Genomic DNA, 22,314 nt, shown 5'->3' on the forward strand with positions numbered 1-22,314 from the left:
GCGATGAACTCCCCGGAGACGCACAAGAAGACCGTGCGCATCGGCGGCGCCTCGGGCTTCTGGGGCGACAGCAGCACGGGCGCGCCGCAGCTTGTGGCGCACGGCGGCATCGACTACCTCGTGTTCGACTACCTGGCCGAACTCACGATGTCGCTGCTGGCCGGCGCCAAGCTGAAGAACCCCGACGCCGGCTACGCCACCGACTTCGTCACCACCGCCATGGCCGCCGTGCTGCCCGACGTGATGCGCCAGGGCATCCGCGTGATCGCCAACGCCGGCGGCGTGAACCCGCGCGCCTGCGCCGCCGCGCTCACGCAACTGGCGGCCGGCATGGGGCTCGCGCCGCGCATCGCCGTGGTCATGGGCGACGATGCGCTGCCGCATGCCGAAGCGCTGCGCGCGCAGGGCATCGGCCACATGAGCACGGGCGCACCGCTGCCCGAACGCCTCGTGAGCGCCAACGCCTACCTGGGCGCCGTGCCGATCGCGCGGGCGCTCGATGCCGGCGCGCAGATCGTCATCACCGGCCGCTGCGTCGACAGCGCCGTCACGCTCGGCGCGCTGATGCACGAATTCGGCTGGGCCGACGACGACTGGGACCGCCTCGCGGGCGGCAGCCTGGCCGGCCACATCATCGAATGCGGCGCGCAGGCCACCGGCGGCCTGCACACCGACTGGGAGCAGGTGCCCGACTGGGCCCACATCGGCTACCCGGTGGTCGAATGTGCGGCCGACGGCAGCTTCGTCGTCGGCAAGCCGCCCGGCACCGGCGGGCTGGTGAGCCGCGCCACCGTGGGCGAGCAGCTGCTGTACGAGATCGGTGACCCCGCGGCCTACCTGCTGCCCGACGTGACCTGCGACTTTCGCACCGTGCAGATCGAGGCCGTGGGCGCGGACCGGGTGCGCGTCTCGGGCGCGAAAGGACGTGCGCCCTCGGGTCGCTACAAGGTCACGGCCACCTACGCCGCAGGCTACCGCTGCAACGCCGAACTGCTGATCGTCGGCTTCGACGCCGCCGCCAAGGCGCGGCGCAGCGGCGAGGCGATGCTGCGCCGCACGCGCGACCTGTTCGCGCAGAGCGGCTGGGCCGACTTCTCGGCCACCCACATCGACGTGCTGGGCGCCGAGCAGTGCTACGGCCCGCACGCCACCGCCCAGCCGCCGCGCCAGGCGGTGCTGCGCGTGGCTGTGACGCACGTGGACAAGGCGCCGCTCGAACTCTTCGCGCGCGAGATCTCGGCGGCCGGCACCTCGTGGGCGCCCGGCACCACGGGCCTGGGCGGCGGACGGCCGTCGGTGGCGCTGTCGATCCGGCAGTTTCCGCTGCTCGTGGACAAGGCGCTGTTCACGCCCGTGGTCGAGATGGCGGGCGAGTCGTGGCCCGTGGCCGTGAGGGCGCAGGTGGCGGAGGTTGCCATGGCCGATGAGGTGGCGCCGCAGGCAGACGCCGGCGACCCGGACACGGACGACGAATGGCTCGAAGTGCCGCTGATCCGCCTGGCCTATGGCCGCAGCGGCGACAAGGGCGACGTCTCGAACATCGGCATCCTCGCGCGCGAACCGCACTACCTGCCCGTGCTGCGCGAGCAGCTCAGCGCGCAGGCCGTGCGCGCCTACATGGCGCACCTGGTCGAAGGCGAGGTGACGCGCTACGAGCTGCCCGGCATCGGCGCCTTCAACTTCGTCTGCGAAGCGGCGCTGGGCGGCGGCGGCATGGCATCGCTGCGCACCGACCCGCTGGGCAAGAGCATGGCGCAGATCCTGTTGTCGATGCCGGTGCGCATCGCGGCCCGTCGGCTGCGCGCGGCCTGAGCTGACGCGCCGCCGGGCCCGCGTTTTCAGCGCGGGCCCACGCCATCGCGCATCGCTTTCGGATTCGTCCGATGGCCTGCCTCGGTGGTTTTTCCTAGAGTGCTTCGTTCCCTGAGCGCTGGCTGTTTTCCGGCTGCCCCGCTCTTCCTTCTTTTCGTCAGATGGCCGCCTCTTTCTTGAAGGCGCTCGAAGCACGCCATGTCCTTGTCCAGATTCCTTTCCTTCCATCCCCGCCTGCGCGCGGGCCGCTGGCTGCTTGCCGCCTCCACGCTGGTCGCGGGCTGCGGCCCCGTCGCCGTCACGCCGTACGTGCCGCTGCCTCCGATGCCGCCGCCCTCCGAGCCGATGAACATGTCCGTGCCTGTCGCGGTGTCGGCCACGAGCTCGCGCAAGGGGGCTGTGTACCGGCCCGCGCCCGCGGTGGTGCCCGAGTTGGCGCAGGTCGTGTTCTTCCGCCGCGCCACGTCCACGCCCAGCACGGGCGCGGCGCATGTGTATGTCGACGGCGAGTTCCATGCCGCGCTGATGCCCAACGGCTTCACGCGCCTGTGCGTGGCGCCGGGCGCGCATTCGCTGGAGGCCTACATCGACGACGCGCCGCTGTACGCGGGCAAGTCGCAACCGAAGACGCAGGCCGTGCTCGAAGGCGGGCAGACGGTGTTCGTGGCCGTGTCGGAAATGGGCGAGGGCGCGCCGCTGCCCCACGGCAGGGTCGCGGCCGAGCGCCTGCTCAAGGGCGCGCGCGAGCAGCGCCAGGTGATCAGCCGCGCGGTCCGCGTGCAGCCCTGCCGCGCGCCTTCGCAGCCCGCCCGCCGGGCCTGACACCGCCTGACGGCCTTCAGCGGATGTGCGTCGCGTAGGCCGCCTCGGCGGCCTCCAGCTGCGTCCAGAAGCCTTGCGGCGCGCGCCCGTGCAGCACCTCGTCGAGCACGCCCAGGTGCGCGTGCCAGCCGCTGGCCACGCTCAGCGTTTCCTTGCGGTCAGGCAGGCGGCGGTGCGTGAGCACCAGGCGCGTCGCTTGCGCACCCTGCGGCGACAGTTCGAAGCTGACCTCGGACGCGTCCTCGCGCTCGCTGCCCCAGCTGATGACCAGCAGGGTCGGCGGCTCGATGCGCAGCACGCGCGAGTGCTGCACATGGGTCTCGCGGTGGGCCGCGAAGCGCTCGGGCGCGACTTCGCCCGACAGCTCGGTGTGCTGGAAGCGCAGCTCGAACACCGCGCCCGGCGCCTGCGCCATCGTGCCGCCGGCCAGCCAGCTGCGGCGCTTCTCGGGATCGACGAGGTAGGTCCACACGCGGTCGATGGGGCCGGGCAGGGTGCGCTCGATGCGCAGGGTGCCGGGCTCGGTCTGCGTGCCCAGGCTGTGCTTCAAGGTCGTGGTCATGGGTCGGTGCTCCTTGGGTGAATGAGGGGAGAGAAGGCGCTCACGCGCGGCTGTGGCCGTCGTCGTGGGCATCGCGCCGCAGCGCATCCGCCAGGGCGTCCAGGCGGTGGTTCCAGAAGACTTCGTACGCACGCAGCCACGCATCGGCCGTGGCGAGCGCCGCCGGCTCCAGCCGGCACACGTGCGCGCGGCCCTGCACGGTGCGCGACACCAGCCCCGCGCGCTCCAGCGTCTTGACGTGCTTGGAGGCGCCCGCGAAGGACATGCGAAACGGCGCGCCCAGCTCGCCCACGCTGCATTCGCCCTGCGCAAGCAGCTGCAGCATGGTGCGCCGCGTGCTGTCGGCCAGGGCGTGGAACACGGCGTCGAGCCGTTCGTCTTCGATTTCAAGTTCAACCATGAAGTTGAATATAGATCGGTCGCGAAGAAAATTCAACCCGAAGGTTGAATGATGAAGTGGCGTTACACCTGATACACCCGGGACGCCGTGCGCGCTCCGGGCGCTGGAAGCGCGAGGGCGGCGCTCCTACGATGCCTTTCATTCCATCCACTCGCGAAAAGAAAGACACACGCACATGAACCCTCTGATCCAGCGCCGCACCCTGTTGCTCGCCGCCGCCGTGACCCCGCTCGCCGGCGCCTGCAGCGCATGGCCGAAGAAGGGCGCGCAGTCGGACGCCGAAACGCAGCTCGCCGAACTCGAGCGCGCCTGCGGCGGGCGCCTGGGCGTGTCGGGCTTCCACACCGGCAGCGGCGCACGCCTGCAGCACCGCGCGCACGAGCGCTTTCCGCTGTGCAGCACCTTCAAGCTAGTGCTCGCCGCGGCCGTGCTCGAACGCAGCGCGACCGACGCCAGCCTGCTCGGGCGCCGCATCAGTGTCGGCAAGGGCGACCTGGTGTCGCACTCGCCGGTCGCCGAGAAGCACCTCGCCACCGGCATGACCGTGAACGAGATGTGCGCCGCCACCATGCAGTACAGCGACAACGCCGCCGCCAACCTGCTGCTGAAGGTGCTGGGCGGACCGGCCGCCGTCACCGCGTTCGCGCGGCGCATCGGCGACACCACCTTCCGTCTCGACCGCACCGAGCCCGAGCTGAACACCTCCATTCCCGGCGACCCGCGCGACACGACCAGCCCTGCGGCCATGGCCGACACCGTGCAGCGGCTGGCGCTGGGCGATGCGCTCGGCGCGCCGCAGCGCGAGCAGATGCGCGAATGGCTGCTCGGCAACACCACCAGCACCGAGCGCTTCCTGGCCGGCGTGCCCAAGGGCTGGCGTGTGGGCGACAAGACCGGCGCGGGTTCATACGGCAGCACCAACGACGTCGGCGTGCTGTGGCCGCCGTCGGGCGCGCCGCTGGTGCTGTCGGTCTACCTGACCTTCCCCGACAAGGACGCGAAGAACCGCAACGACGTGGTCGCCGAGGCCACGCGCATTGCAGTGAGGGCCCTCGCGAGCTGAGTCGGCGACGGGGCCACAATGGGCGCCCCATCTTTCCCCGTCGCCCCATGGACCTGAGGTCTCTTCGCTATTTCATCGCGGTGCTCGAAGCCGGCAGCCTGTCGCGCGCGGCGGCGTCGCTGTACGTGGCGCAGCCCGCGCTGACCGCGCAGATCAAGAAGCTCGAGGCCGAGCTCGGCACGCAGCTGTTCGACCGCTCGCATGTGGGCGTCACGCCCACGGCCGCCGGGTTGCAGCTGTACCAGGACGCGCGGCGCCTGCTGTCGGATGCCGCGGCGATGCGCGAGCGGCTGCAGCGCGCGCCCGACGGGCCCGAGGGCTCGGTCACGGTGGCGGTGCCGTTCCTGCTGGCCTCGCTGCTGCTCGGGCCGGTGCTGGCGCGGCTGAAGCAGTCGCACCCACGCATCCGCGTGTTCGTGATCGACGACCTGAGCCTGATGGTGCGCAAGGCGATGGTCGATCGCCGCGCCGACATCGGCCTGCTCGTCGACACCCCGAGCGTCGAGGGGCTGGACGTGCGCCCCTTCGTGCGCGAAGGCATGTTCCTCTGCGGCTTCGATGCGAAGGGCGAGGTGGCGGCACTGCTCGGAAAAAGTGCGAAGGGTGGGCGCGCGAAGAAGGGCGCACCGGTGCGCCCCACGGTGCCTTTCGCACGCGCCGCGAGCCTGCCGCTGGTGCTGCAGTCGCGCCGCTTCAGCATCCGCCAGCGTGTCGAGGCGGCCGCCGAGGCCGTGGGCGTGGAACTCAACGTGGTGCACGAGCACGACTCGGCGCGCGTGCTGCGCTCGCTCTACCTGGCGGGCGCGGGCTTCACGGTCACGCCCGCCTGCGCGCTCGCGGACGGGCCGGGCGATCAGCCGAACTGGTTGATCGCACGCATCGTCGAGCCCGAGCTGGCGCGTACCTACCACCTGGCGACGCCGGCCGGCAAGGCGCCCGACGCGGCCACGCAGGTCGTGAGGCAGGCGCTGGCCGACGAAGCGCGCTCGATGATCGCCTCGGGGCGTTGGGATGCGCAGTTCCTGGGCGACGGCAAGCCATAGCCATCGCGGGCAGGAAGATCGCGCGCCGCGGCCATCATCTTTTGTGATGGCTACGCATCAGCAATCGGTATTTGTTGTGCGGCGGCGTTGTTTGCGAAAGTTCTCCCCACGGTGCACAGGCACCGGCCTCAAGGAGACAACTTGCCCTCACTTTCGCCCGAGGTCGCCAACGTCGGCGAACTCGCATCCCGCGCCGCCCGCCTGCATGCGCGGCAGATCGCCGTGACCAGCCCGCAGCGCGCCTGCACCTACGAACAGCTCGACCGGCGCGCCAACCGCCTGGCCAATGCCCTGCGCGGGCTCGGCCTGCAGCGCGGCGACCGCGTGGGCGTGTACCTGCCCAACTGCGTCGAGATCGTCGAGCTGGAGCTGGCCTGCTACAAGGCCGCGCTGGTGAAGGCGCCGATGAACGCGCGGCTCGCGCCGGTCGAGGTGGCCGAGGTCATCGAGAACAGCGACGCCGCGCTCATCGTCACCACCGCCGCGCGCGCCGAGACCTTCCTGCCGCTGCTGAAGGGCGCGGCCCCGAAGCTGCTGCTGCTCGACGCGGCCGAAGGCACGCCCGCTTCCTACGAAGGTCAGCTGGCACGCGCGAGCGACGCCTTCACCTGCGAGCGCGTGCGTGCCGACGAGCTGGCCGTGCTGCACTACACCTCGGGCTCCAGCGGCGTGCTCAAGGCCGCAATGCAGACCTTCGGCAACCGGCTGGCCCAGCTGCGCAAGTTCCTCTCGCGCAGCGAAGGCCTGCGCCCCGGCGACCTGCTGGGGCTGGTGGGGCCGATCACGCACGCCTCGGGCATGCAGATCGTGCCGGCGCTGTGCAGCGGCGCGACCATCCGCCTGTTCACCGGCTTCGAGCCCGCGCGCTTCCTGGACGACATGAAGAAGGAGCGCGTGACCCACACCTTCATGGTGCCCACCATGATCAACATGCTGCTGGCCGAGCTGCAGGGCCGCTACCGGCCGCTGCCCGACCTGCAGCGCCTGGGCTACGGCGCCGCGCCGATGGCGCCCGCGCGGATCATGCAGGCGATGGACGTGTTCGGCCCCGTGCTGTCGCAGGGCTACGGCGCGGGCGAGACCACCTCGGGCGTGTGCGGCCTCTCGGTGGAAGACCACCTGTTCGCGCGCGCCGCCATGCCCGAGCGGCTGGCCTCGTGCGGGCGGCCTTTCCTGGAGTCGCTGGTGGAGATCGTCGACGACGAAGGCCGGCCGGTCGCACCCGGCGAGGTGGGCGAGATCGTGGTGAGCGGCGAGGACATCTTCGCCGGCTACTGGCGCGCGCCCGAGCTCACGGCCGAGGTGCTCAAAGAGGGCCGCTACCACACGGGCGACCTCGCGCGCGCCGACGACGAGGGCTACATCTACATCGTCGACCGCAAGAAGGACATGGTCATCAGCGGCGGCTTCAACGTGTACCCCTCGGAGGTCGAGGCCGTGCTGTACCAGCATGCGGCGGTGGCCGAGGCCTGCGTGTTCAGCGTGCCCGACGACAAGTGGGGCGAGGCGGTGGCCGCGCACATCGTGCTGAAGCCGGGCGCCTCGCCCGACACGGCCGGGCTCGACGACTTCTGCGCCGCGCGGCTGGCGGGCTTCAAGCGGCCGCGCCGCATCGAGTTCGTCGATTCGCTGCTGAAGAACGCCAACGGCAAGGTCGCGCGCAAGGCGATCCAGACGCCGTACTGGGCCGGCCACGCGCGGCGCGTCAATTGAAAGAGAACGACATGGACACCACGCTGACCCCTTCCGCAGCACCCACCGAGGCTTCGGCCATCCGCGCGCCGCTGTTCGACGGTCCCTTCGAGGGCTCGCCGCGCGCGGCCGAGCTGATCGCCCGCATCGGCGACTTCCTGAACGGCGAACTGGCCGACCTGGTGCGCGAGAAGGGCATCGACCACGAGCACGGGCCCGACAGGGAGACGCTGCGCCACGTCTGGCGCCGTTCGCACGCGATGGGCTTCTACGGCATGACGCTGCCACCGGCGATGGGCGGCCTGGGCCTGTCGCTGCTCGACCATGTGCTGGTGAAGGAATCGATCTACGCCAGCGGCTCGCCGCTCGCGCCGCATGTGTTCGGCGAACTCAGCGGGCCGCCGCGCGTCGGCGCATTGGCCAAGTTTGCGACGCCGGAGCAGATGGCGAAGTTCATCCGTCCCGTGGCACAGGCCGAGAAGGCGATCTGCTTCGCGCTCACCGAGGCCGAGGCCGGCTCCGATGCCGGCGCGGTGCAGACGCAGGCGCGGCGCGAGGGCGACGTGTACGTGCTCAACGGGCGCAAGCGCTTCATCTCGGGCTCGCCCTTTGCCGATCTCGCGGTGCTCATGGCGTCCACCTCGGACGATCCGGCGCGCCGCGAGGTGACGGCGTTCTTCGTCGACCTGACGCAGCCGGGCGTCCAGGTGCAGGCGGGCTACAAGACCATGGCGGGCCAGTCGACCACGGGCGACATCGTGCTCACCGATTGCCGCGTGCCGGCCGCGAACCTCATCGGCGAGCCCGGCAAGGGGCTGGCGCTGGCGCTGGGGCGCATCACGGTCAACCGGCTGCTGCACTGCCCGGGCATGGTGGGGCTGGCGACCGTGGCGCTGAAGGACGCACGCGACTACGCGCGCACGCGCCGCCAGTTCGGCCGCGCCATCGCGCAGTTCCAGGCGATCCAGCATTCGCTGGCCGACATGGCGACGCAGCTGTGCGCGGCGCGCGCGCTGATGCTGTCGACCGCGCGGCAGATCGACGCCGGCGGCGACCCGCGCGCCGAGGCCTCGATGGCCAAGCTGTTCTGCTCGGAGGCCGCGTTCCGCGTGGCCGACGCGGCGGTGCAGATCCACGGCGGCGAAGGCATCGTGCAGGGGCGGCGCGTGGAGTTTTTGTTCCGCATGCTGCGCATGTACCGCGTGCTCACGGGCACGAGCGAGATCCAGAAGAACATCATCGCGCGCGAGCTGATCGGCGATGCGGCCTGAGGCCGAACCAGAAAATCAGGAGACACCACAAGCCATGACTCTCATCAATGCCAATCGCCGCGCGCTGTGCGGCGCGATCGCGGCCTCGGCACTGCTGCCGGCCATCGCGCGCGCGGCCGGTGCAACCACCGCCCCCTGGCGGCCGACCCGCCCGGTCAAGTGGGTCGTGCCGTACCTGGCCGGCACCGGCCCGGACAACGCCGCGCGCATCCTCGCGGAAGCGCTCGGTCCCTTGCTGGGGCAGCCGGTCGTCATCGAGAACCGGGGCGGCGCGGCCGGCAACATCGGCGCGCGACAGGTCGCACGGGCCGCGCCCGACGGCTACACCTGGATCTACTCGAGCGCGCCCATGGCCGCCAACATGCGCATGCAGCAGAACCCCGGCTACGACGCGCTCAAGGACTTCCGCCACATCATGCGGCTCACCACCTCCGACGTGCTGCTGGTGGTGAATGCGGGCTCGGGCATCCAGACCCTGCAGGAACTCGTGGCACGTGCGCGCGCCAACCCCGGCAAGCTCGACTACGCCTCGGGCGGCGTCGGCACGCCCTCGCACCTGGGCGTGGAGCTGTTCCTGCAGGCCGCGGGCGTGCAGGCCACGCACGTGCCGTACAAGGGCGCGTCGGAAATCGTCAACGCGGTGCTGGGCAACCAGGTGAACTTCGGCATGCCGATCTTCTCGGTGGCGCTGCCGCACGTGCAGGGCGGCAAACTGCGCGCCCTGGGCGTCGCCGGCGCCAAGCGCAACGCAGCCTTGCCGCAGGTGCCGACGCTGGCCGAACTGGGGCTGCGCGGTGTCGAGCTCACGTCGTGGGGCGGCGTCTCGCTGCCGGCGGGCACGCCCGACGCGATCGCTGCACGCATCTACGAGGTGTTCGGGCAGGCGCTGAAGCAGCCGTCGGTGATCGCCGCGCTGACGGAGCTGGGCAGCGAGGTGAGCCCCTCGACGACCGAGGCCTACGTGCAGGGCTTCGCGAGCGAGATGGAGCTGACCGAGCGGATGATGAAGACCGCGAAGCTGCAGCCGCTGTAAGAAGCAGGCTTCAGAGCACGAACCATCCCACGGCCACGTAGTGGCTCGTGGTGCCGGCCAGCACGAACAGGTGCCAGGCGCCGTGCGCGTGGCGCAGCCCCCGCCGGTTGCGATAGAACACCGTGCCCACCGTGTAGAGCACGCCGCCCGCGACCAGCCAGGCCAGGCCGGTGGCGTGCAGCTTGGCCGCCAGCGGCGCGGCGGCCAGCACGCCGAGCCAGCCCATGCCGATGTACAGCGGCAGCGAAGGCTTCTTCGCCGCGTCGGCCGCAGCGGGTTTCAGCTCGCGCCAGATGCCGAAGCACGCCGCGCTCCAGATCGCCGCGAGCAGCAGCCAGCCCCAGGGGCCTTGCAGCGTGACGAGCGCGAAGGGCGTGTAGGTGCCCGCGATGAGCAGAAAGATCGCGCAGTGGTCGGCGCGCTCCCACAGGCGCTTGCTCCGGCCGCGCGTGCTGTGAAAGAGCGTGGAGGCCGCGTACAGCGCCACCGCCGAGAGCGAAAACACCAGCCCGCCCGCGATGCGCGCCGGGTCGCCCGTGGGCAGCGTCTTTGCGAGCAGCAACGCGGCCGCCGGCAGTGCGAGCAGCAGGCCGAACAGGTGGCTGTAGCCGTTGAGTCGTTCGCCGGGGTACATGAGGTGCTGAGGTGCGGTGAGGAAGTGGGCGCGTCGGGCGCACGCGGATGCTAGGGAAGGGCCATGACTGCCCCGTGACCGGGCAAACCCTGTCTGGATTTTGGTTGCAAATGTTTACATTCAGCGGCCGGGATGCGTTCCCGACACCCGCCGCGTGCTTTGGCGCACCCGCGCCGGCGGGCCTTCTCACCGCGAGGGACTGCCGATGAAAAAAAGTTTGATGTCGTGGCGCCGGGCTGCTGTCCTGTGCGTCGCCATGGGGAGCGCCGCTGTCGCTTGTGCGCAGGTGCAGCAGTTCAAGTGGGGCCACATCTACGAGCCCGCGAGCATCTTTCACCAGCAGGCCGAACTGGCGGCGCGCAAGCTCGCCGAGCAGTCCGAGGGCAAGATCAAGATCGAGGTGTTGCCCGCCTCCAAGCTGGGGCAGGAGCGCGACTACGCGCTGATGCTCGCCAACGATTCCATGCAGATCGCCTACGTCGGGCAGGCCACGCTGGCCGAGGGCTATCCGCCGCTGGGCCTGGGCAGCTACCCCTTCGCCTTCAAGGACCTGGACCACGTGCGCAAGTACCTCGCGAGCCCGCTGCTCGCGGACCTGATGAAGGGCTACAACGAGCGCAGCGGCAACCGCATGGTCGCGTCGGTCTACTACGGCGCGCGGCAGGTGACCTCGGGCAAGCCGCTGCAGCGCCCCGAGGACTTCCGCGACCTGCGCCTGTACGTGCCCGACGCCGCGGCCTACCAGCTCTTTGCCACCGCGCTCGACGCCAAGCCCGTGTCGCTGCCCTTCAACAGCCTGTACGGCGCGCTCAAGAAGAACGAGGTCGAGGCGCAGGAGCATCCGCTGGGCACGGTGCGCGCCAAGCAGCTCTACGAAGTGCAGAAGTACGTGCAGCTCACGGGCCACATCTACGACACGCTGGGCATCGTCATCGGCAAGGCGGCCTGGGCCCGGCTCACGCCGCCGCAGCAGGCGATGGTGGAGAAGACGCTGGCCGACACGGCCAAGTGGACCAACGTCGGCGTGATCGCCAGCGAGCTCGAAGACGAGCAGTTCCTGCGCGGCAAGGGCATGACCGTGCAGCCCGTCAACCGCATGCCGCTGCTGGAGCGCGTGACGAAGCGCTCCACGCCCGAGCAGATGGGCGCGCGGCCGGGCGACTTCGCCAAGCTGCAGGCGCTGGCCGGCGCAGCGAACTAACCGGCCCGCTGCCGGTAGCCGCGCGGCGTGCTGCCGGTCCACGTGCGAAAGGCGCGGTGGAAGGCCGGCGTGTTGTCGAAGCCGACCGAGGCGGCGATGCGGTCGATGGGCTCGCGCGTCTTCACGAGGCGCTGGATCGCGAGGTCGCGCCGCACCTCTTCCTTCAGTGCGCGAAAGCTGGTGCCCTCGGCCGCGAGCTGGCGCGACAGCGCGCGTTCCGACATGTGCACCGCGCGCGCCGCCGCGCCCAGCGTGGCATCCGAGGCGAGGTGCGCGGCGACGAACTCGCGCACCGTGGCGCTGGTGGTGTCGTGGTCGAAGGTGACGAAGATCCAGTCGTCGGGCGCGCGGCGCACGAAGTCGAGCAGCTCGGCGCGCGTGCGCTGGAAGGTCTGGCGCAGCACCGGTTCGGCAAAGCGCACCGAAGATGTGTCTTGCTCGAATTGCAGCGGGCCGGGGAACAGGTTGGCGTACTCGTCGAAGCGCGCCGGGCGCGGGAACGCAAAGCCGACGCCCAGCACCGGCAGCTGCCGCCCCATGAGCCACGAGGCCACGCCATGGATCAGCTTGACCATCAGCGCATGGCCGAAGGGCGTGGTGGGCCGCGCGGCGGCTTCCGGGTGCGGCGCGATGGCGATCGTGGCCACGCCGTGGGCGCGCGTCATGCGCAGGCGGTGGTCGTCCAGCAGCAGGTTCCAGAAGCGCGTGAAGCGGTACATGGCGACCATGAGCGAGGGCGCGTCGAGCAGGCTGAGCCCGAGGTACTTGAGCGCGCCGGCGCGGATCGGGCGCGACCACAGGCCCAGCATCTCGTCGCCCATGAAGAGCGACACGCACTCGTACATGCGAACGAACTGCTCGCGCGTGACGCGCGCGCCGTCCTGGCGCAGCAGCTGCGGCGAGAGGCCGGCCTGCGCGGCCAGCAGGTCGATGTCGCGCGGGCTCAGCTGACGGCGCGCGCCGCTCAGCAGGTGCTGCAGGAAGCTGACGGCGACGGTGGCGCGCTCTGGCGGCATGACGGGTTCAAAAGACGGTTGGCGGAATCTGCAAATGAATGGGCGCGATCTGCAAGCAATGGCGCGGCGCGCAGGGCTATCGTAGCCCTGAAGCGCCCCATTCCGGTGGCGGAACCCGCAACAACCCAAGGAGCCCTGCCGTGATCGAACGGAACGTCACCCTGCACATGGACGAAGAGGTCGCCGTCGTGACCCTGAACCGTCCCGCCAAGCGCAACGCCATCGACGAGGCCACGCTGGCCGCGCTGGACGCCGTGTTCAGTGCGCTGCCGCGCGAGGCCAAGGCCGTGGTGCTGACCGGCGCGGGGCCGCATTTCTGTGCCGGGCTCGACCTCAAGGAGCACCACGACAAGGAACGCACCGCGGTCGACTTCATGCGCGTGTGCCAGCGCTGGCACAGCACCTTCGACAAGATCCAGTACGGCGGCATCCCGGTGGTCGCGGCGCTGCACGGCGCGGTGGTCGGCGGCGGGCTGGAGCTGGCGGCGGCCACGCATGTGCGCGTGGCCGACCCGTCGACCTACTTCGCGCTGCCCGAGGGACAGAAGGGCATCTTCACCGGCGGCGGCGCGACGGTGCGCGTGGCACGCATCATCACGCCGGGCCGCATGGTCGAGATGATGCTCACCGGCCGCGTGCTCGACGCCCGCGCCGGCAAGACGCTGGGCCTGGCGCACGAGATCGCCGCACCCGGCGAGAGCCTGCGCGCCGCGATGGTGCTGGCCAAGCGCGTGGCGAAGAACGCGGCGCTGTCGAACTACGCGATGGTGACGTCGATCAGCCGCATCGCCGACATGTCGGCCACCGACGGCATGTTCGCCGAGTCGCTGATGGCGGCGGTGGTGCAGACCGGCGGGGAAGTGCAGACGCGGCTGGGGGCGTTTGTCGACAAGTCGCTCGCCAAGGTCACGCCCGAGCAAGTGGCGGGCTGAGGCCTAGCTTCAGGCCTCGAAGGCGCGCCGCAGTTCGCTCGACAGCGTGCCGGCCAGCGCCTCGCGCTGCGGCGCGGGGCGCCAGAAGCTGCGCGTGAGGGCGCCGGTCGATTCCCACTCGGGATGGCTGCGCGCCGGCTGCACGGCGCGCACGGCGCCGGCGGCGGCACGCATCAGCGTGTCGTCCTCGTCCGACGACGGGGCCTCGGCCCGGATGCGTTCCACGGCCGCATGGCCGCGCCGCTCCAGCGCCTGCGCGAGCTGCAGCTGCCACGCCGCGAGCGTGAACAGCACGCTGTCTTCCACCGTGAGCTCGTGCATGTCGCGCAGCTTGTTGGCCAGCTTGCGTCCGAGCGGCCCCCAGCCCTGCGACACCGCACCGCCGATGGCGCCGCCCAATGCCGCGCCCGCGCCCAGCGACAGCCCCGCCACCGCGAGGTCGGCCACCACGCCCACGGCGGCGCCGATGACCGCGCCCTTGCCCAGGCGCAGGCCCGCGTCCTTCATCGCCTCGGGGTTGAAGAAGTCAAGCGTCCAGCGCCCTTCGATGATCGGCAGCGGCGCTTCGTCGGCGTCGCCCTGGCGAAAGCCGTAGAGCGCGAGCAGGTCGTCGGTGCAGCGCTGGGCCTTGTCGAACACGTCCTTCTGCACGCCGGCGACCAGCGCCTGGCGGCGCGTGGCGTCGGCGAACTCGGCGGCCGGCACGGTGCGGCGGATGGCCGCGGCATCGACCAGCAGGTCCGCGATGCGCGTGCAGGCCGACTGGCGGCGCGCGTCGGCCTCGGCGTCGAGCGCGTCGACCACGCCGCGCAGCACGTCGCGGCGGTCGCGCAGCAGGGTGGCCAGGTCGTTGTAGAGGTCGTGCTCGGCGCCCACGAATGGCGCCGCCGCATCGAAGCGCACCTGCACGTGCAGGCCGTAGGCCGAGAGCAGTTCTTTCCAGGCCGGCTCGCGGCTGGCTGCGTCGCGCACGAAGTTGAGCACCGGCAGCACCGGGCGCGCGCAGGAGTTCAAGAGCTCGATCTCGTCGCGGAACTTGGGCAGCACCGGCTCGCGCACGTCGATCACGAGAAAGGCGGCGTCGATGTCGAGCATCGCGCGAAGCACCTTGGCCTCCTGCTCGAACACGCCGTGCGCCTCGGGGCCCTGCAGAAAGCGGCGGATGCGCTCGGGCGGCGTGGCTTGCGCGGTGGCGTCGAGGCCGGCCAGGTGCTCGCGCAGTGCGACCGCATCTTCGAGGCCCGGCGTGTCGAGGAAGCGCACGGCCGGCTGGCCGTTCACCTCGAGATCGACCGACTCGACATGGCGCGTGGTGCCGGGGCGCTGCGACACCTCGCCGAAGTTCACGCGCCGCGTGAGCGTGCGCAGCAGCGAGGTCTTGCCCGCGTTGGTGTGGCCGACGACGGCAATGCGGATCGGAGTCGGGGAGGTCATGTGGTGGCGGTGCCTTCCGTGAAGACGGCATCAAGCCGGTCGCTCGCGACCACGTGGGCCAGCCCGGCGTCGCGCAGCCAGTCGCGCCAGCGCTGCGTGGCGGCGGCGTGGGGCGCGTCGGCCAGCCAGAGGCGGCATTCGCCGCAATGCGCCAGCACCTCGCGCAGGAAGCGCTCGGTGCCGCGGTCGGGGCTCGAGGCCGCATGGCAGACCAGCAGCACGGTGCGCGGGTGGACCTGCGCGAGCTGGTCGAGCAGCGCGCGGCGCGCCGGGGCGCTGCCGTCGATGCGGACCGCCGATGCCGGCAAGCCGACGGGCGGCCAGGGCAGGTCGGGGGGCAGTTCGAAGCCGACGACGAAGAGGCCGTCGTGCTGCTCGGAGGCCGGCAGGCCCGTGGGCGCGGCGGGGTGCGCGCGGCCCGGGTCGGCATCGACGATGGCGGGCGGCGCCAGCGCGGCGAAGCGGGCCAGCAGCTTGCGGTAGTAGGGCGCCTGCCAGTCGGGCTGCAGGGCGGGGCGGCGGTGGCGGCAGACGGCGGCGCTCAGGAGCACCAGCGCCAGGCGCGGCAGCAGGCCGTACACCGCGATGCAGCCGGTGAGCCACAGCGCCCAGGTGCGCTGGGCCGCAGCGACCGGCGCCGCCGATTGCACGGTGGCCGCATCGGGCACCGGAAAACCGAACTGCGCCGGCAGCCAGCCCAGGGCCTGCACCACGCGCACGAAGAAGGCGGGTTCGAGGATGGTGGTTTCCCAGCTCAGCGTGTAGCTGCGAAAGGCCAGGGCGAACAGCATCGCGGCCAGCACCACGGCGAACGAGAGCGCCCAGATGCCGTGGCTCACGAGCCCGAAGGCCCAGGGCAGCAGACGCGCACGCGTGAGCAGCCCCGTGGCCGCGCGCACCAATTGCGGCGCCTGCCCGCGCTGGCCGCCCGCCACGCGCGCCGTGAGCGACAGCCACAGCCAGCCCAGCGAGGCCGTGCCGAAGGTGCCCGACGGCAGCCACAGGCCGGCCAGCCACAAGAGCAGCGTGAGCGCATGCAGTCCCAGCAAGCTCACGAGCGCGACGATCACGTTGATGTGGCGGTCGTTGCCGCCGACCACCTGGCCCGCGAGGCCCAGGCCCGCGATCACGACCAGCGCCACCAGCGCCAGCAGCACCCACGGCGCCCATTGCCGGCCGCGCGCGAGTTCGGCCTGCAGGCCCATGCGCTCGCCGAGCTGGCGGGCGCGTTCAACGATACGGGTGGGGCCGTCGGCTGCGCGCGAGGCCGCGGTGCGAAGGGCCGACGCGTCGTCGAGCGGGCCGTTCTGTTCGGTCCATCGGACCGCCTCGGTGATCACCGCATCCGGAAAAGCAGGTGCGCGCAGCGCGGTGGTGGTGATCAACAGGGTCCCTTCTTCTTCGCCAATGACGCCCCGGCGCAGCAAAGCGGTGGCGGGGCGCGCAAATTATGCCCGGCGCATGCAGAAGGCCTGCCCAAGAGAAACGGGGCCGCGAACGGCCCCGTGGCGCAGCGCTTGCGGTTTCAGCGCAGGCCGAAGAACGACAGCACGGCGACGACGACCACGACCAGGCCGACGATGTAGATGATGGAATTCACGCGAAGGCTCCTTGTGGTTGGCGATGACCCAGCATCGGGCGCCCGCCGTCGCGCGGGTGTCGGCGAGGGACGGTGCGTGCTGTAGGACTCGCGAAGCGCGCACACGGCGACAAATGCCCGAGATGGGCGTGGACGTGGGCGTGGGCGTGCACGCCTGGCCCGCTGTGTGACCATTGTTTGCAATGAGCGGCGGGCATCCACGCAAGACTCTGCCCCTTCCAGAAAAGGCCAGGTCATGCGGCTCACCGAGCAATCCCCGTTCACAGGTTCCCACCCCGCGCACCCCGGCGCCCGCGCGCCCCGCGGGCCCGATGCACCCGCCGCACCGCGCGTCAACGCGCAGCTGCTGCCCACGCTGTTCGACCGCCTGCGCGACGAGGCGCCCGGCCGCAGCGCCGAGCTGCCGTCCGAGTACACGGCCACGCCGGCCCGGATGCGCGAGATCATCCAGCGCGACCTGGCCCTGCTGTTCAACACCACCAACGCCGAAGACCTGATCGACCGCACGCGCCATGCCGACGCGGCGTCTTCCACCGTCAACTACGGCGTGCCGCCGCTGGCCGGCAGCTACCTGTCGGAGCGCAAGTGGGCGGACATCGAACGCATCATCCGCCGCGCCATCCGCGACTACGAGCCGCGCCTGATTCCCGACAGCGTGCAGGTGGTGCCGCTCATGAAGGAAGACGGCGCGGCCGAGGCCTACAACGTGCTGCTGTTCGAGATCCGCGCGCTCATCCACCTGAAGCCGTACCCGCTGGCCTTCACGGTGCAAAGCGCGGTCGATCTCGAGACCAACCGCATGCGCATCGTCGGCGCGGCGGACTGAAGCCTGTCTGTCTTTCATTTCTCCTTTACTTCAACCACGCCAGGGAAGGCTCACCGTCATGGACCCGCAACTCCTCGAGTACTACAACCGGGAACTCGTCTACATGCGCGAGGCGGCGAGCGAGTTCGCCGCCTCGCACCCCAAGATCGCGCGCCGCCTGGGCATGCACGGCATCGAGGTGGCCGACCCGTACGTGGAGCGGCTCATCGAGTCGTTCAGCTTCATGTCGGCGCGCATGCAGATCAAGCTCGACGCCGAATTTCCGCGCTTCACGCAGCGCCTGCTCGAGGTGCTGTACCCCAACTACCTGAGCCCCACGCCGTCGATGGCCGTGGCGCAGCTGCATCCCAGCGTGAAGGAGGGCGACTTCACGCGCGGCTTCGTGGTGCCGCGCGGCACGGCTTTTCATGCGCGCGTGCCCGCGGGCGAGCAGACGCCCTGCGAGTTCCGCTCCAGCCAGGACGTGACGTTGTGGCCCTTCGAGATCGCCGAGGCGCGGCTCACCGGCGCACCGCCCGACATCCCGGCGCTGGAGCGCTACGTGCCGCCGCACGTGCAGGTGACGGGCGCGCTGCGCCTGCGGCTGCGCATCGTGGGCGAGATGGGCTTCTCGGCACTGTCGGGGCTAGACCGGCTGCCGATCTACCTGCGCAGCAACGAGCAGGTGGCGTCGCACCTGTTCGAGCTGCTGCACACCTCGGCGGTCGCGACCTTCATCGGCGAGCCCGGCCAGTTGATGGACCGTCCGCACGTCGTGACCGAAGGCGCGCTGGTGCACGAAGGGCTGGGGCCGGGCGAAGGCCTGCTGCCGCTGGCGTGGAACACCTTCCACGGCCACAACCTGCTGCACGAGTACTTCGCGTGCCCCGAGCGCTTCTACTTCTTCACGCTCACGCAGCTCGCGCCGGGGCTGGCGCGCATTCCGGGCAAGGAGGTCGAGATCGTCGTGCTGCTGAGCAAGCCGCCCGGCGCGCTGGGGGCGCTGGTCGATGCGGCGCAGTTCGCGCTGTTCAGCACGCCGGTGGTCAACCTGTTCGAGCGGCGCACCGACCGCATCGAACTCGACAGCGCGCAGACCGAGTTCCATCTCGTGCCCGACCGTTCACGGCCGATGGATTTCGAGGTGTATTCGGTGCAGCGCATCGCCGGCCAGCAGGCGCGCACCACGGCCGAGATCGACTTCCGCCCGCTCTACCAGACGCTCAACGAAGACGAGGGCAACCACGGCCGCTACTTCTCGGTGCGGCGCGAGCCGCGGCTGGTCTCCGAAACGGCGCGCAAGTACGGCACGCGCACGCCGTACATCGGCACCGAGGTGTTTCTGTCGCTGGTCGACCAGCAGGAGGCGCCGTACCCCGAGAGCCTGCGCTACCTGTCGGTGAAGGCGATGCTCACCAACCGCGACCTGCCGTGCCTAGTGCCGCGCAACGGGCAGGCCGACCTCGCGGTGGCCGATTCGATCCCGGTGTCGGCCGTGGGCCTCATCCGTGCGCCGAGCACGCCCAAGTCGCCGTTCGCGCAGCGCGAGATCGCGTGGCGGCTGATCCGCCAGCTGGGCTTCAACCACCTGCCGCTGGCCGATATGCCGCACCGCGAGGGCGCACAGGCGCTGCGCGACATGCTGCGGCTGTTCGTCACGGCCGACAACGACGTGCTGCGCCGGCAGATCGATTGCCTCGTCGGCTCGCGCATCGAGCCCGTGACGCGGCGCCTGCCGGGCGCGGGGCCGCTGATCTACGGGCGCGGCGTGCAATGCACGCTGAGCGTCGACGAAGAAGGGTTCTCGGGCACGAGCCCGTACCTGCTGGGGCTGGTGCTGGAGCACTACCTCGCGCGGCACGTGAGCATCAACGTGTTCACGCAGACCACGCTCGAATCGATGCAGCGCGGCACCGTCGCCAAGTGGCCCGTGCGCATGGGCGGTCGAGGCGCGGTCTAGTTCCTCTTGGGCGGGAGCGCCTGCTCCAGCAGCCACAGCATGGCCGCCCGCACCTTGGCGGCATCGGCGCCGGCGTCGATCTCCAGCGCCGCGCGGTCGAAGGCGGCCGACAGCAGGCGGGCGAGGGCGTCGAGCGACACCTCGCCGCGGCCCATGCCGGCGCGCGCCAGCCCCTGGCGCAGCGAGTTCGCCGAGGTAGCGTCGTCCATCGACATCATTTCCGCCAGGCCCAGGACGGCCGGCCCGTCGATCAGCAGCAACCGGGTGCGCCCCGGCACCGTCATCGCCTTCAGGTAGGCCTCGCTGCCCACGAGCAGGGCCTCGCGCGGGCCGAGCTCGTCGGGCGTGGCGGCATCGATGTCGGCCGCGACCGCCTGCGCTTCCAGCAGCAACACCTGGCGGAACAGGTCGCGCTTGTCGTTGAAGTGGTGGTACAGCGCGCCGCGCGTGATGCCGGCGGCCATGGCGATCTCGGGCGTCGAGGTGTCGCCGTAGCCCTTGCTGACGAACAGCGTGCGGGCCGCCTCGGTCAGGGCGAGGCGGGTGGTTTCGGTGCGTTCGCGGTTGGTGCGTGCCGGGGTTTTGGCCATGACCCTAATTTACATGCAGTCTGTTTGTGGATTAATATTTAACTTACATGCAGTTTGTACGTTTTATCCACGAAGGAGCCACCCCATGAAAGTGACGAGCTATTACCCGGTGATCATGACCAACGACGTGGCCGGCACCGCGGCCTTCTACCAGGCGCATTTCGGGTTCGTGTCGCTGTTCACGACCGACTGGTACGTGCACCTGCAGCTGGCGGACGATGCTTCGGTGAACCTCGCCGTGCTCGACGGCACGCACAAGACCATTCCCGCCGAAGCGCGCGGGCAGGTGGCGGGCGGGCTGCTGCTGAACTTCGAGGTGGAAGACCCCGACGCGGAGCACGAGCGCCTGAAGGCGGCCGGCCTGCCGATCCTGCTGTCGCTGCGCGACGAGGCTTTCGGTCAGCGCCACTTCATCACGCGCGATCCGAACGGCGTGCTGATCGACATCATCAAGCCGATCCCGCCGTCGGGTGAGTTCGTGCAGCAGTACGAAGCCGGCGCGTTGCCGACCTGACGCCCGTTCAGGCGCGCAGGGCTTCGTCTTCTTCGAGCCCGTCGCCCAGGAAGCCGCCGCTCTGGTGCGCCCACAGCCGCGCATACAGGCCGCCCTGGGCCATCAGCGTGCGGTGGTCGCCTTCCTCGACGACGCGGCCTTCGTCGAGCACGATGAGCCGGTCCATCGCGGCGATGGTCGACAGCCGGTGCGCGATGGCGATCACGGTCTTGCCTTCCATCAGCGTGTACAGGCTTTGCTGGATCGCGGCCTCGACCTCGGAGTCGAGCGCGCTCGTGGCTTCGTCGAGCAGCAGGATCGGCGCGTCTTTCAGCATCACGCGCGCAATGGCCACGCGCTGGCGCTGGCCGCCCGACAGCTTCACGCCGCGCTCGCCCACGTGCGCCTCGTAGCCGCGCCGTCCGCCCGCATCGCCCAGCGTCTGGATGAAGTCGTGCGCCTCGGCACGCTTCGCGGCCGCTTCGATCTGCGCCAGCGTCGCGTCGGGCCGGCCGTAGGCGATGTTGTCGGCCACCGAGCGGTGCATCAGCGAGGTGTCCTGCGTGACCATGCCGATGTGCATGCGCAGTGAATCCTGCGTGACCTTCGAGATATCCTGTCCGTCGATGAGGATGCGGCCGCTCTCCAGGTCATGGAAGCGCAGCAGCAGGTTCACCAGCGTCGACTTGCCGGCGCCCGAGCGGCCGACCAGGCCGATCTTCTCGCCGGGCCTGACCACGAGGTTCAGGTCGTCGATCACGCGGCGGCCCGCGTCGCCATAGCGGAAGCTCGCCTGCTCGAAGCGCACCTCGCCGCGCGGCACGTCGAGCACCGTGGCATCGGCCGCGTCGAGCACCGTGCGCGGGCGCGACAGCGTCTTCATGCCGTCCTGCACCGTGCCGATGTTTTCGAACAGGCTGGTCATCTCCCACATGATCCAGTGCGACATGCCCTGCAGCCGCAGCGCCATCGCCGTGGCGGCGGCCACCGCGCCCACGCCGACCGTGCCGTGCGACCACAGCCACAGCGCCATGCCGGCCATGCCGGCCGTCAGGCCCATGCTCAGCGTGTGGTTGACGATCTCGAAGGCGCTCACCAGCCGCATCTGGCCGTAGCCCGTCTTCATGAACTCGCGCATCGCGTCGCGCGCAAAGCCGGCCTCGCGCTGCGTGTGCGAGAACAGCTTGACGGTCGCGATGTTGGTGTAGGCGTCGGTCACGCGCCCGGTCATGAGCGCGCGCGCGTCGGCCTGCGCCTTGCCGACCTTGCCCAGGCGCGGCACGAAGTACACCAGCGAGGCGATGTACAGCGCCAGCCAGATGACGAAGGGCCACACCAGCTGCGCGTCGAGCACGCCCACCAGGATGATCATGGTGGCCACGTACACGCCCATGGCCACCAGCACGTCGGCCAGCACGAACACGGTCTCGCGCACGGCCAGCGCGGTCTGCATCACCTTGGCCGTGATGCGGCCCGCGAACTCGTCCTGGTAGAAGGCCATGCTCTGGCCCAGCATCAGGCGGTGGAAGTTCCAGCGCAGGCGCATCGGCAGGTTCACCGCCAGCGTCTGGTGCTTCACGATGGTCTGCAGCGCCACCACGCCGATGCTGATCACCAGGAACGCGGCCAGCCACAGCAGCGTGTCGCCGCGCTCGGCCCACAGCTTGGACGGCACCTGGCCGCCGAGCCAGTCGACGATGCGTCCGAGGATCGCGAACAGCGCGGCCTCGAAGGTCGACATCACCGCCGTGAGCACCGCCATCGCGGCGATCTTGCCGCGCACGCCGTGCGTGCAGGCCCACAGGAAGGCAAAGAAGCCCTGGGGCGGCAGCGTCGGTTCGGCGGCGGGGTACGGGGGAAGGAGTTTTTCGAAAAAGCGGAACAAGGAATCGGTCTCCAGCAGAGCCTTCGAATGTAGCCCTGCATGCATGACCTTGCCCCGAAAAGGTGC

The 22,314-nt window shown here is 70.6% G+C and carries 20 protein-coding genes; 12 read left to right on the forward strand and 8 right to left on the reverse strand.

Annotated features, from left to right (window positions below):
* The first annotated feature begins 3 nt into the window (after nucleotides 1-3).
* The gene (locus AC1RGU_RS07180) at nucleotides 4-1,812 is read left to right on the forward strand and encodes an acyclic terpene utilization AtuA family protein (protein ID WP_492695663.1); all 1,809 of its coding nucleotides are present in this window, start codon (nucleotides 4-6) and stop codon (nucleotides 1,810-1,812) included.
* A 198-nt stretch (nucleotides 1,813-2,010) separates the two neighbouring features.
* Nucleotides 2,011-2,634, forward strand: a complete 624-nt coding sequence (locus tag AC1RGU_RS07185) for a hypothetical protein (RefSeq protein ID WP_492695664.1) — start codon at nucleotides 2,011-2,013, stop codon at nucleotides 2,632-2,634.
* 16 nt (nucleotides 2,635-2,650) lie between these two features.
* Here the strand turns inward: AC1RGU_RS07185 and AC1RGU_RS07190 are convergent, their stop codons facing one another.
* Nucleotides 2,651-3,196 (reverse strand): SRPBCC family protein, encoded by a 546-nt coding sequence (locus AC1RGU_RS07190; RefSeq protein WP_492695665.1) that lies wholly within the window; start codon nucleotides 3,194-3,196, stop codon nucleotides 2,651-2,653.
* A 40-nt stretch (nucleotides 3,197-3,236) separates the two neighbouring features.
* Entirely contained in the window at nucleotides 3,237-3,596 is a 360-nt protein-coding gene (locus AC1RGU_RS07195; protein WP_062475607.1) for an ArsR/SmtB family transcription factor, read from the reverse strand.
* A 175-nt stretch (nucleotides 3,597-3,771) separates the two neighbouring features.
* Here AC1RGU_RS07195 and bla point away from each other — a divergent pair, with 175 nt between their 5' ends.
* From bla to AC1RGU_RS07220, 5 genes are all read left to right on the forward strand, one after another.
* A complete protein-coding gene (gene bla, locus AC1RGU_RS07200; RefSeq protein WP_492695667.1) occupies nucleotides 3,772-4,659 on the forward strand; it encodes a class A beta-lactamase in 888 nt (295 codons plus the stop codon).
* Nucleotides 4,660-4,706: 47 nt separating this feature from the next.
* A complete protein-coding gene (locus tag AC1RGU_RS07205) occupies nucleotides 4,707-5,702 on the forward strand; it encodes a LysR family transcriptional regulator (RefSeq protein WP_492695669.1) in 996 nt (331 codons plus the stop codon).
* A gap of 141 nt (nucleotides 5,703-5,843) precedes the next feature.
* Complete coding sequence (locus AC1RGU_RS07210; protein WP_492695670.1) at nucleotides 5,844-7,415, forward strand: AMP-binding protein; 1,572 nt, start codon at nucleotides 5,844-5,846, stop codon at nucleotides 7,413-7,415.
* An 11-nt stretch (nucleotides 7,416-7,426) separates the two neighbouring features.
* Nucleotides 7,427-8,665, forward strand: a complete 1,239-nt coding sequence (locus tag AC1RGU_RS07215) for an acyl-CoA dehydrogenase family protein (protein WP_369632412.1) — start codon at nucleotides 7,427-7,429, stop codon at nucleotides 8,663-8,665.
* 34 nt (nucleotides 8,666-8,699) lie between these two features.
* Nucleotides 8,700-9,698 carry a Bug family tripartite tricarboxylate transporter substrate binding protein gene (locus tag AC1RGU_RS07220; protein ID WP_492695673.1) on the forward strand — a complete coding sequence of 333 codons (999 nt, stop codon included), beginning with the start codon at nucleotides 8,700-8,702 and terminating at the stop codon, nucleotides 9,696-9,698.
* A gap of 10 nt (nucleotides 9,699-9,708) precedes the next feature.
* Here AC1RGU_RS07220 and trhA read toward each other — a convergent pair whose 3' ends face one another.
* On the reverse strand, nucleotides 9,709-10,332 hold the full coding sequence (gene trhA / locus AC1RGU_RS07225; protein ID WP_070059305.1) for a PAQR family membrane homeostasis protein TrhA: 624 nt from the start codon (nucleotides 10,330-10,332) through the stop codon (nucleotides 9,709-9,711).
* Nucleotides 10,333-10,537: 205 nt separating this feature from the next.
* On the opposite strand from trhA, the gene dctP reads away from it, so the two are divergent.
* Entirely contained in the window at nucleotides 10,538-11,533 is a 996-nt protein-coding gene (dctP, locus tag AC1RGU_RS07230; RefSeq protein ID WP_492695676.1) for a TRAP transporter substrate-binding protein DctP, read from the forward strand.
* On the opposite strand, the gene AC1RGU_RS07235 is transcribed toward dctP, so the two are convergent.
* On the reverse strand, nucleotides 11,530-12,549 hold the full coding sequence (locus AC1RGU_RS07235; protein ID WP_062475623.1) for an AraC family transcriptional regulator: 1,020 nt from the start codon (nucleotides 12,547-12,549) through the stop codon (nucleotides 11,530-11,532). The genes dctP and AC1RGU_RS07235 overlap by 4 nt on opposite strands.
* 140 nt (nucleotides 12,550-12,689) lie before the next feature.
* On the opposite strand from AC1RGU_RS07235, the gene AC1RGU_RS07240 reads away from it, so the two are divergent.
* A complete protein-coding gene (locus tag AC1RGU_RS07240) occupies nucleotides 12,690-13,481 on the forward strand; it encodes a crotonase/enoyl-CoA hydratase family protein (protein ID WP_255221122.1) in 792 nt (263 codons plus the stop codon).
* A gap of 9 nt (nucleotides 13,482-13,490) precedes the next feature.
* On the opposite strand, the gene AC1RGU_RS07245 is transcribed toward AC1RGU_RS07240, so the two are convergent.
* Nucleotides 13,491-14,915 carry a GTPase/DUF3482 domain-containing protein gene (locus AC1RGU_RS07245; protein WP_492695678.1) on the reverse strand — a complete coding sequence of 475 codons (1,425 nt, stop codon included), beginning with the start codon at nucleotides 14,913-14,915 and terminating at the stop codon, nucleotides 13,491-13,493.
* Nucleotides 14,912-16,300 carry a DUF2868 domain-containing protein gene (locus AC1RGU_RS07250; RefSeq protein ID WP_492695680.1) on the reverse strand — a complete coding sequence of 463 codons (1,389 nt, stop codon included), beginning with the start codon at nucleotides 16,298-16,300 and terminating at the stop codon, nucleotides 14,912-14,914. The genes AC1RGU_RS07245 and AC1RGU_RS07250 overlap by 4 nt, the downstream gene beginning before the upstream one ends.
* A gap of 450 nt (nucleotides 16,301-16,750) precedes the next feature.
* Between AC1RGU_RS07250 and tssE the strand changes: the two genes are divergently transcribed.
* Both tssE and tssF read left to right on the forward strand, forming a co-directional pair.
* Complete coding sequence (tssE, locus tag AC1RGU_RS07255; protein WP_083258999.1) at nucleotides 16,751-17,341, forward strand: type VI secretion system baseplate subunit TssE; 591 nt, start codon at nucleotides 16,751-16,753, stop codon at nucleotides 17,339-17,341.
* A gap of 58 nt (nucleotides 17,342-17,399) precedes the next feature.
* On the forward strand, nucleotides 17,400-19,280 hold the full coding sequence (gene tssF / locus AC1RGU_RS07260) for a type VI secretion system baseplate subunit TssF (RefSeq protein WP_492695682.1): 1,881 nt from the start codon (nucleotides 17,400-17,402) through the stop codon (nucleotides 19,278-19,280).
* Here tssF and AC1RGU_RS07265 read toward each other — a convergent pair.
* A complete protein-coding gene (locus AC1RGU_RS07265) occupies nucleotides 19,277-19,870 on the reverse strand; it encodes a TetR/AcrR family transcriptional regulator (RefSeq protein ID WP_492695684.1) in 594 nt (197 codons plus the stop codon). The two genes, tssF and AC1RGU_RS07265, sit on opposite strands and share 4 nt — an antisense overlap.
* A gap of 85 nt (nucleotides 19,871-19,955) precedes the next feature.
* Between AC1RGU_RS07265 and AC1RGU_RS07270 the strand changes: the two genes are divergently transcribed.
* Nucleotides 19,956-20,384, forward strand: coding sequence for a VOC family protein (locus AC1RGU_RS07270; RefSeq protein ID WP_492695686.1), 429 nt, complete (start codon nucleotides 19,956-19,958; stop codon nucleotides 20,382-20,384).
* A gap of 7 nt (nucleotides 20,385-20,391) precedes the next feature.
* Here the strand turns inward: AC1RGU_RS07270 and AC1RGU_RS07275 are convergent, their stop codons facing one another.
* Entirely contained in the window at nucleotides 20,392-22,293 is a 1,902-nt protein-coding gene (locus AC1RGU_RS07275; protein WP_492695689.1) for an ABC transporter ATP-binding protein, read from the reverse strand.
* Nucleotides 22,294-22,314 lie beyond the last annotated feature (21 nt).

This window comes from Variovorax sp. GW823-FHT02B07 (assembly GCF_058797695.1).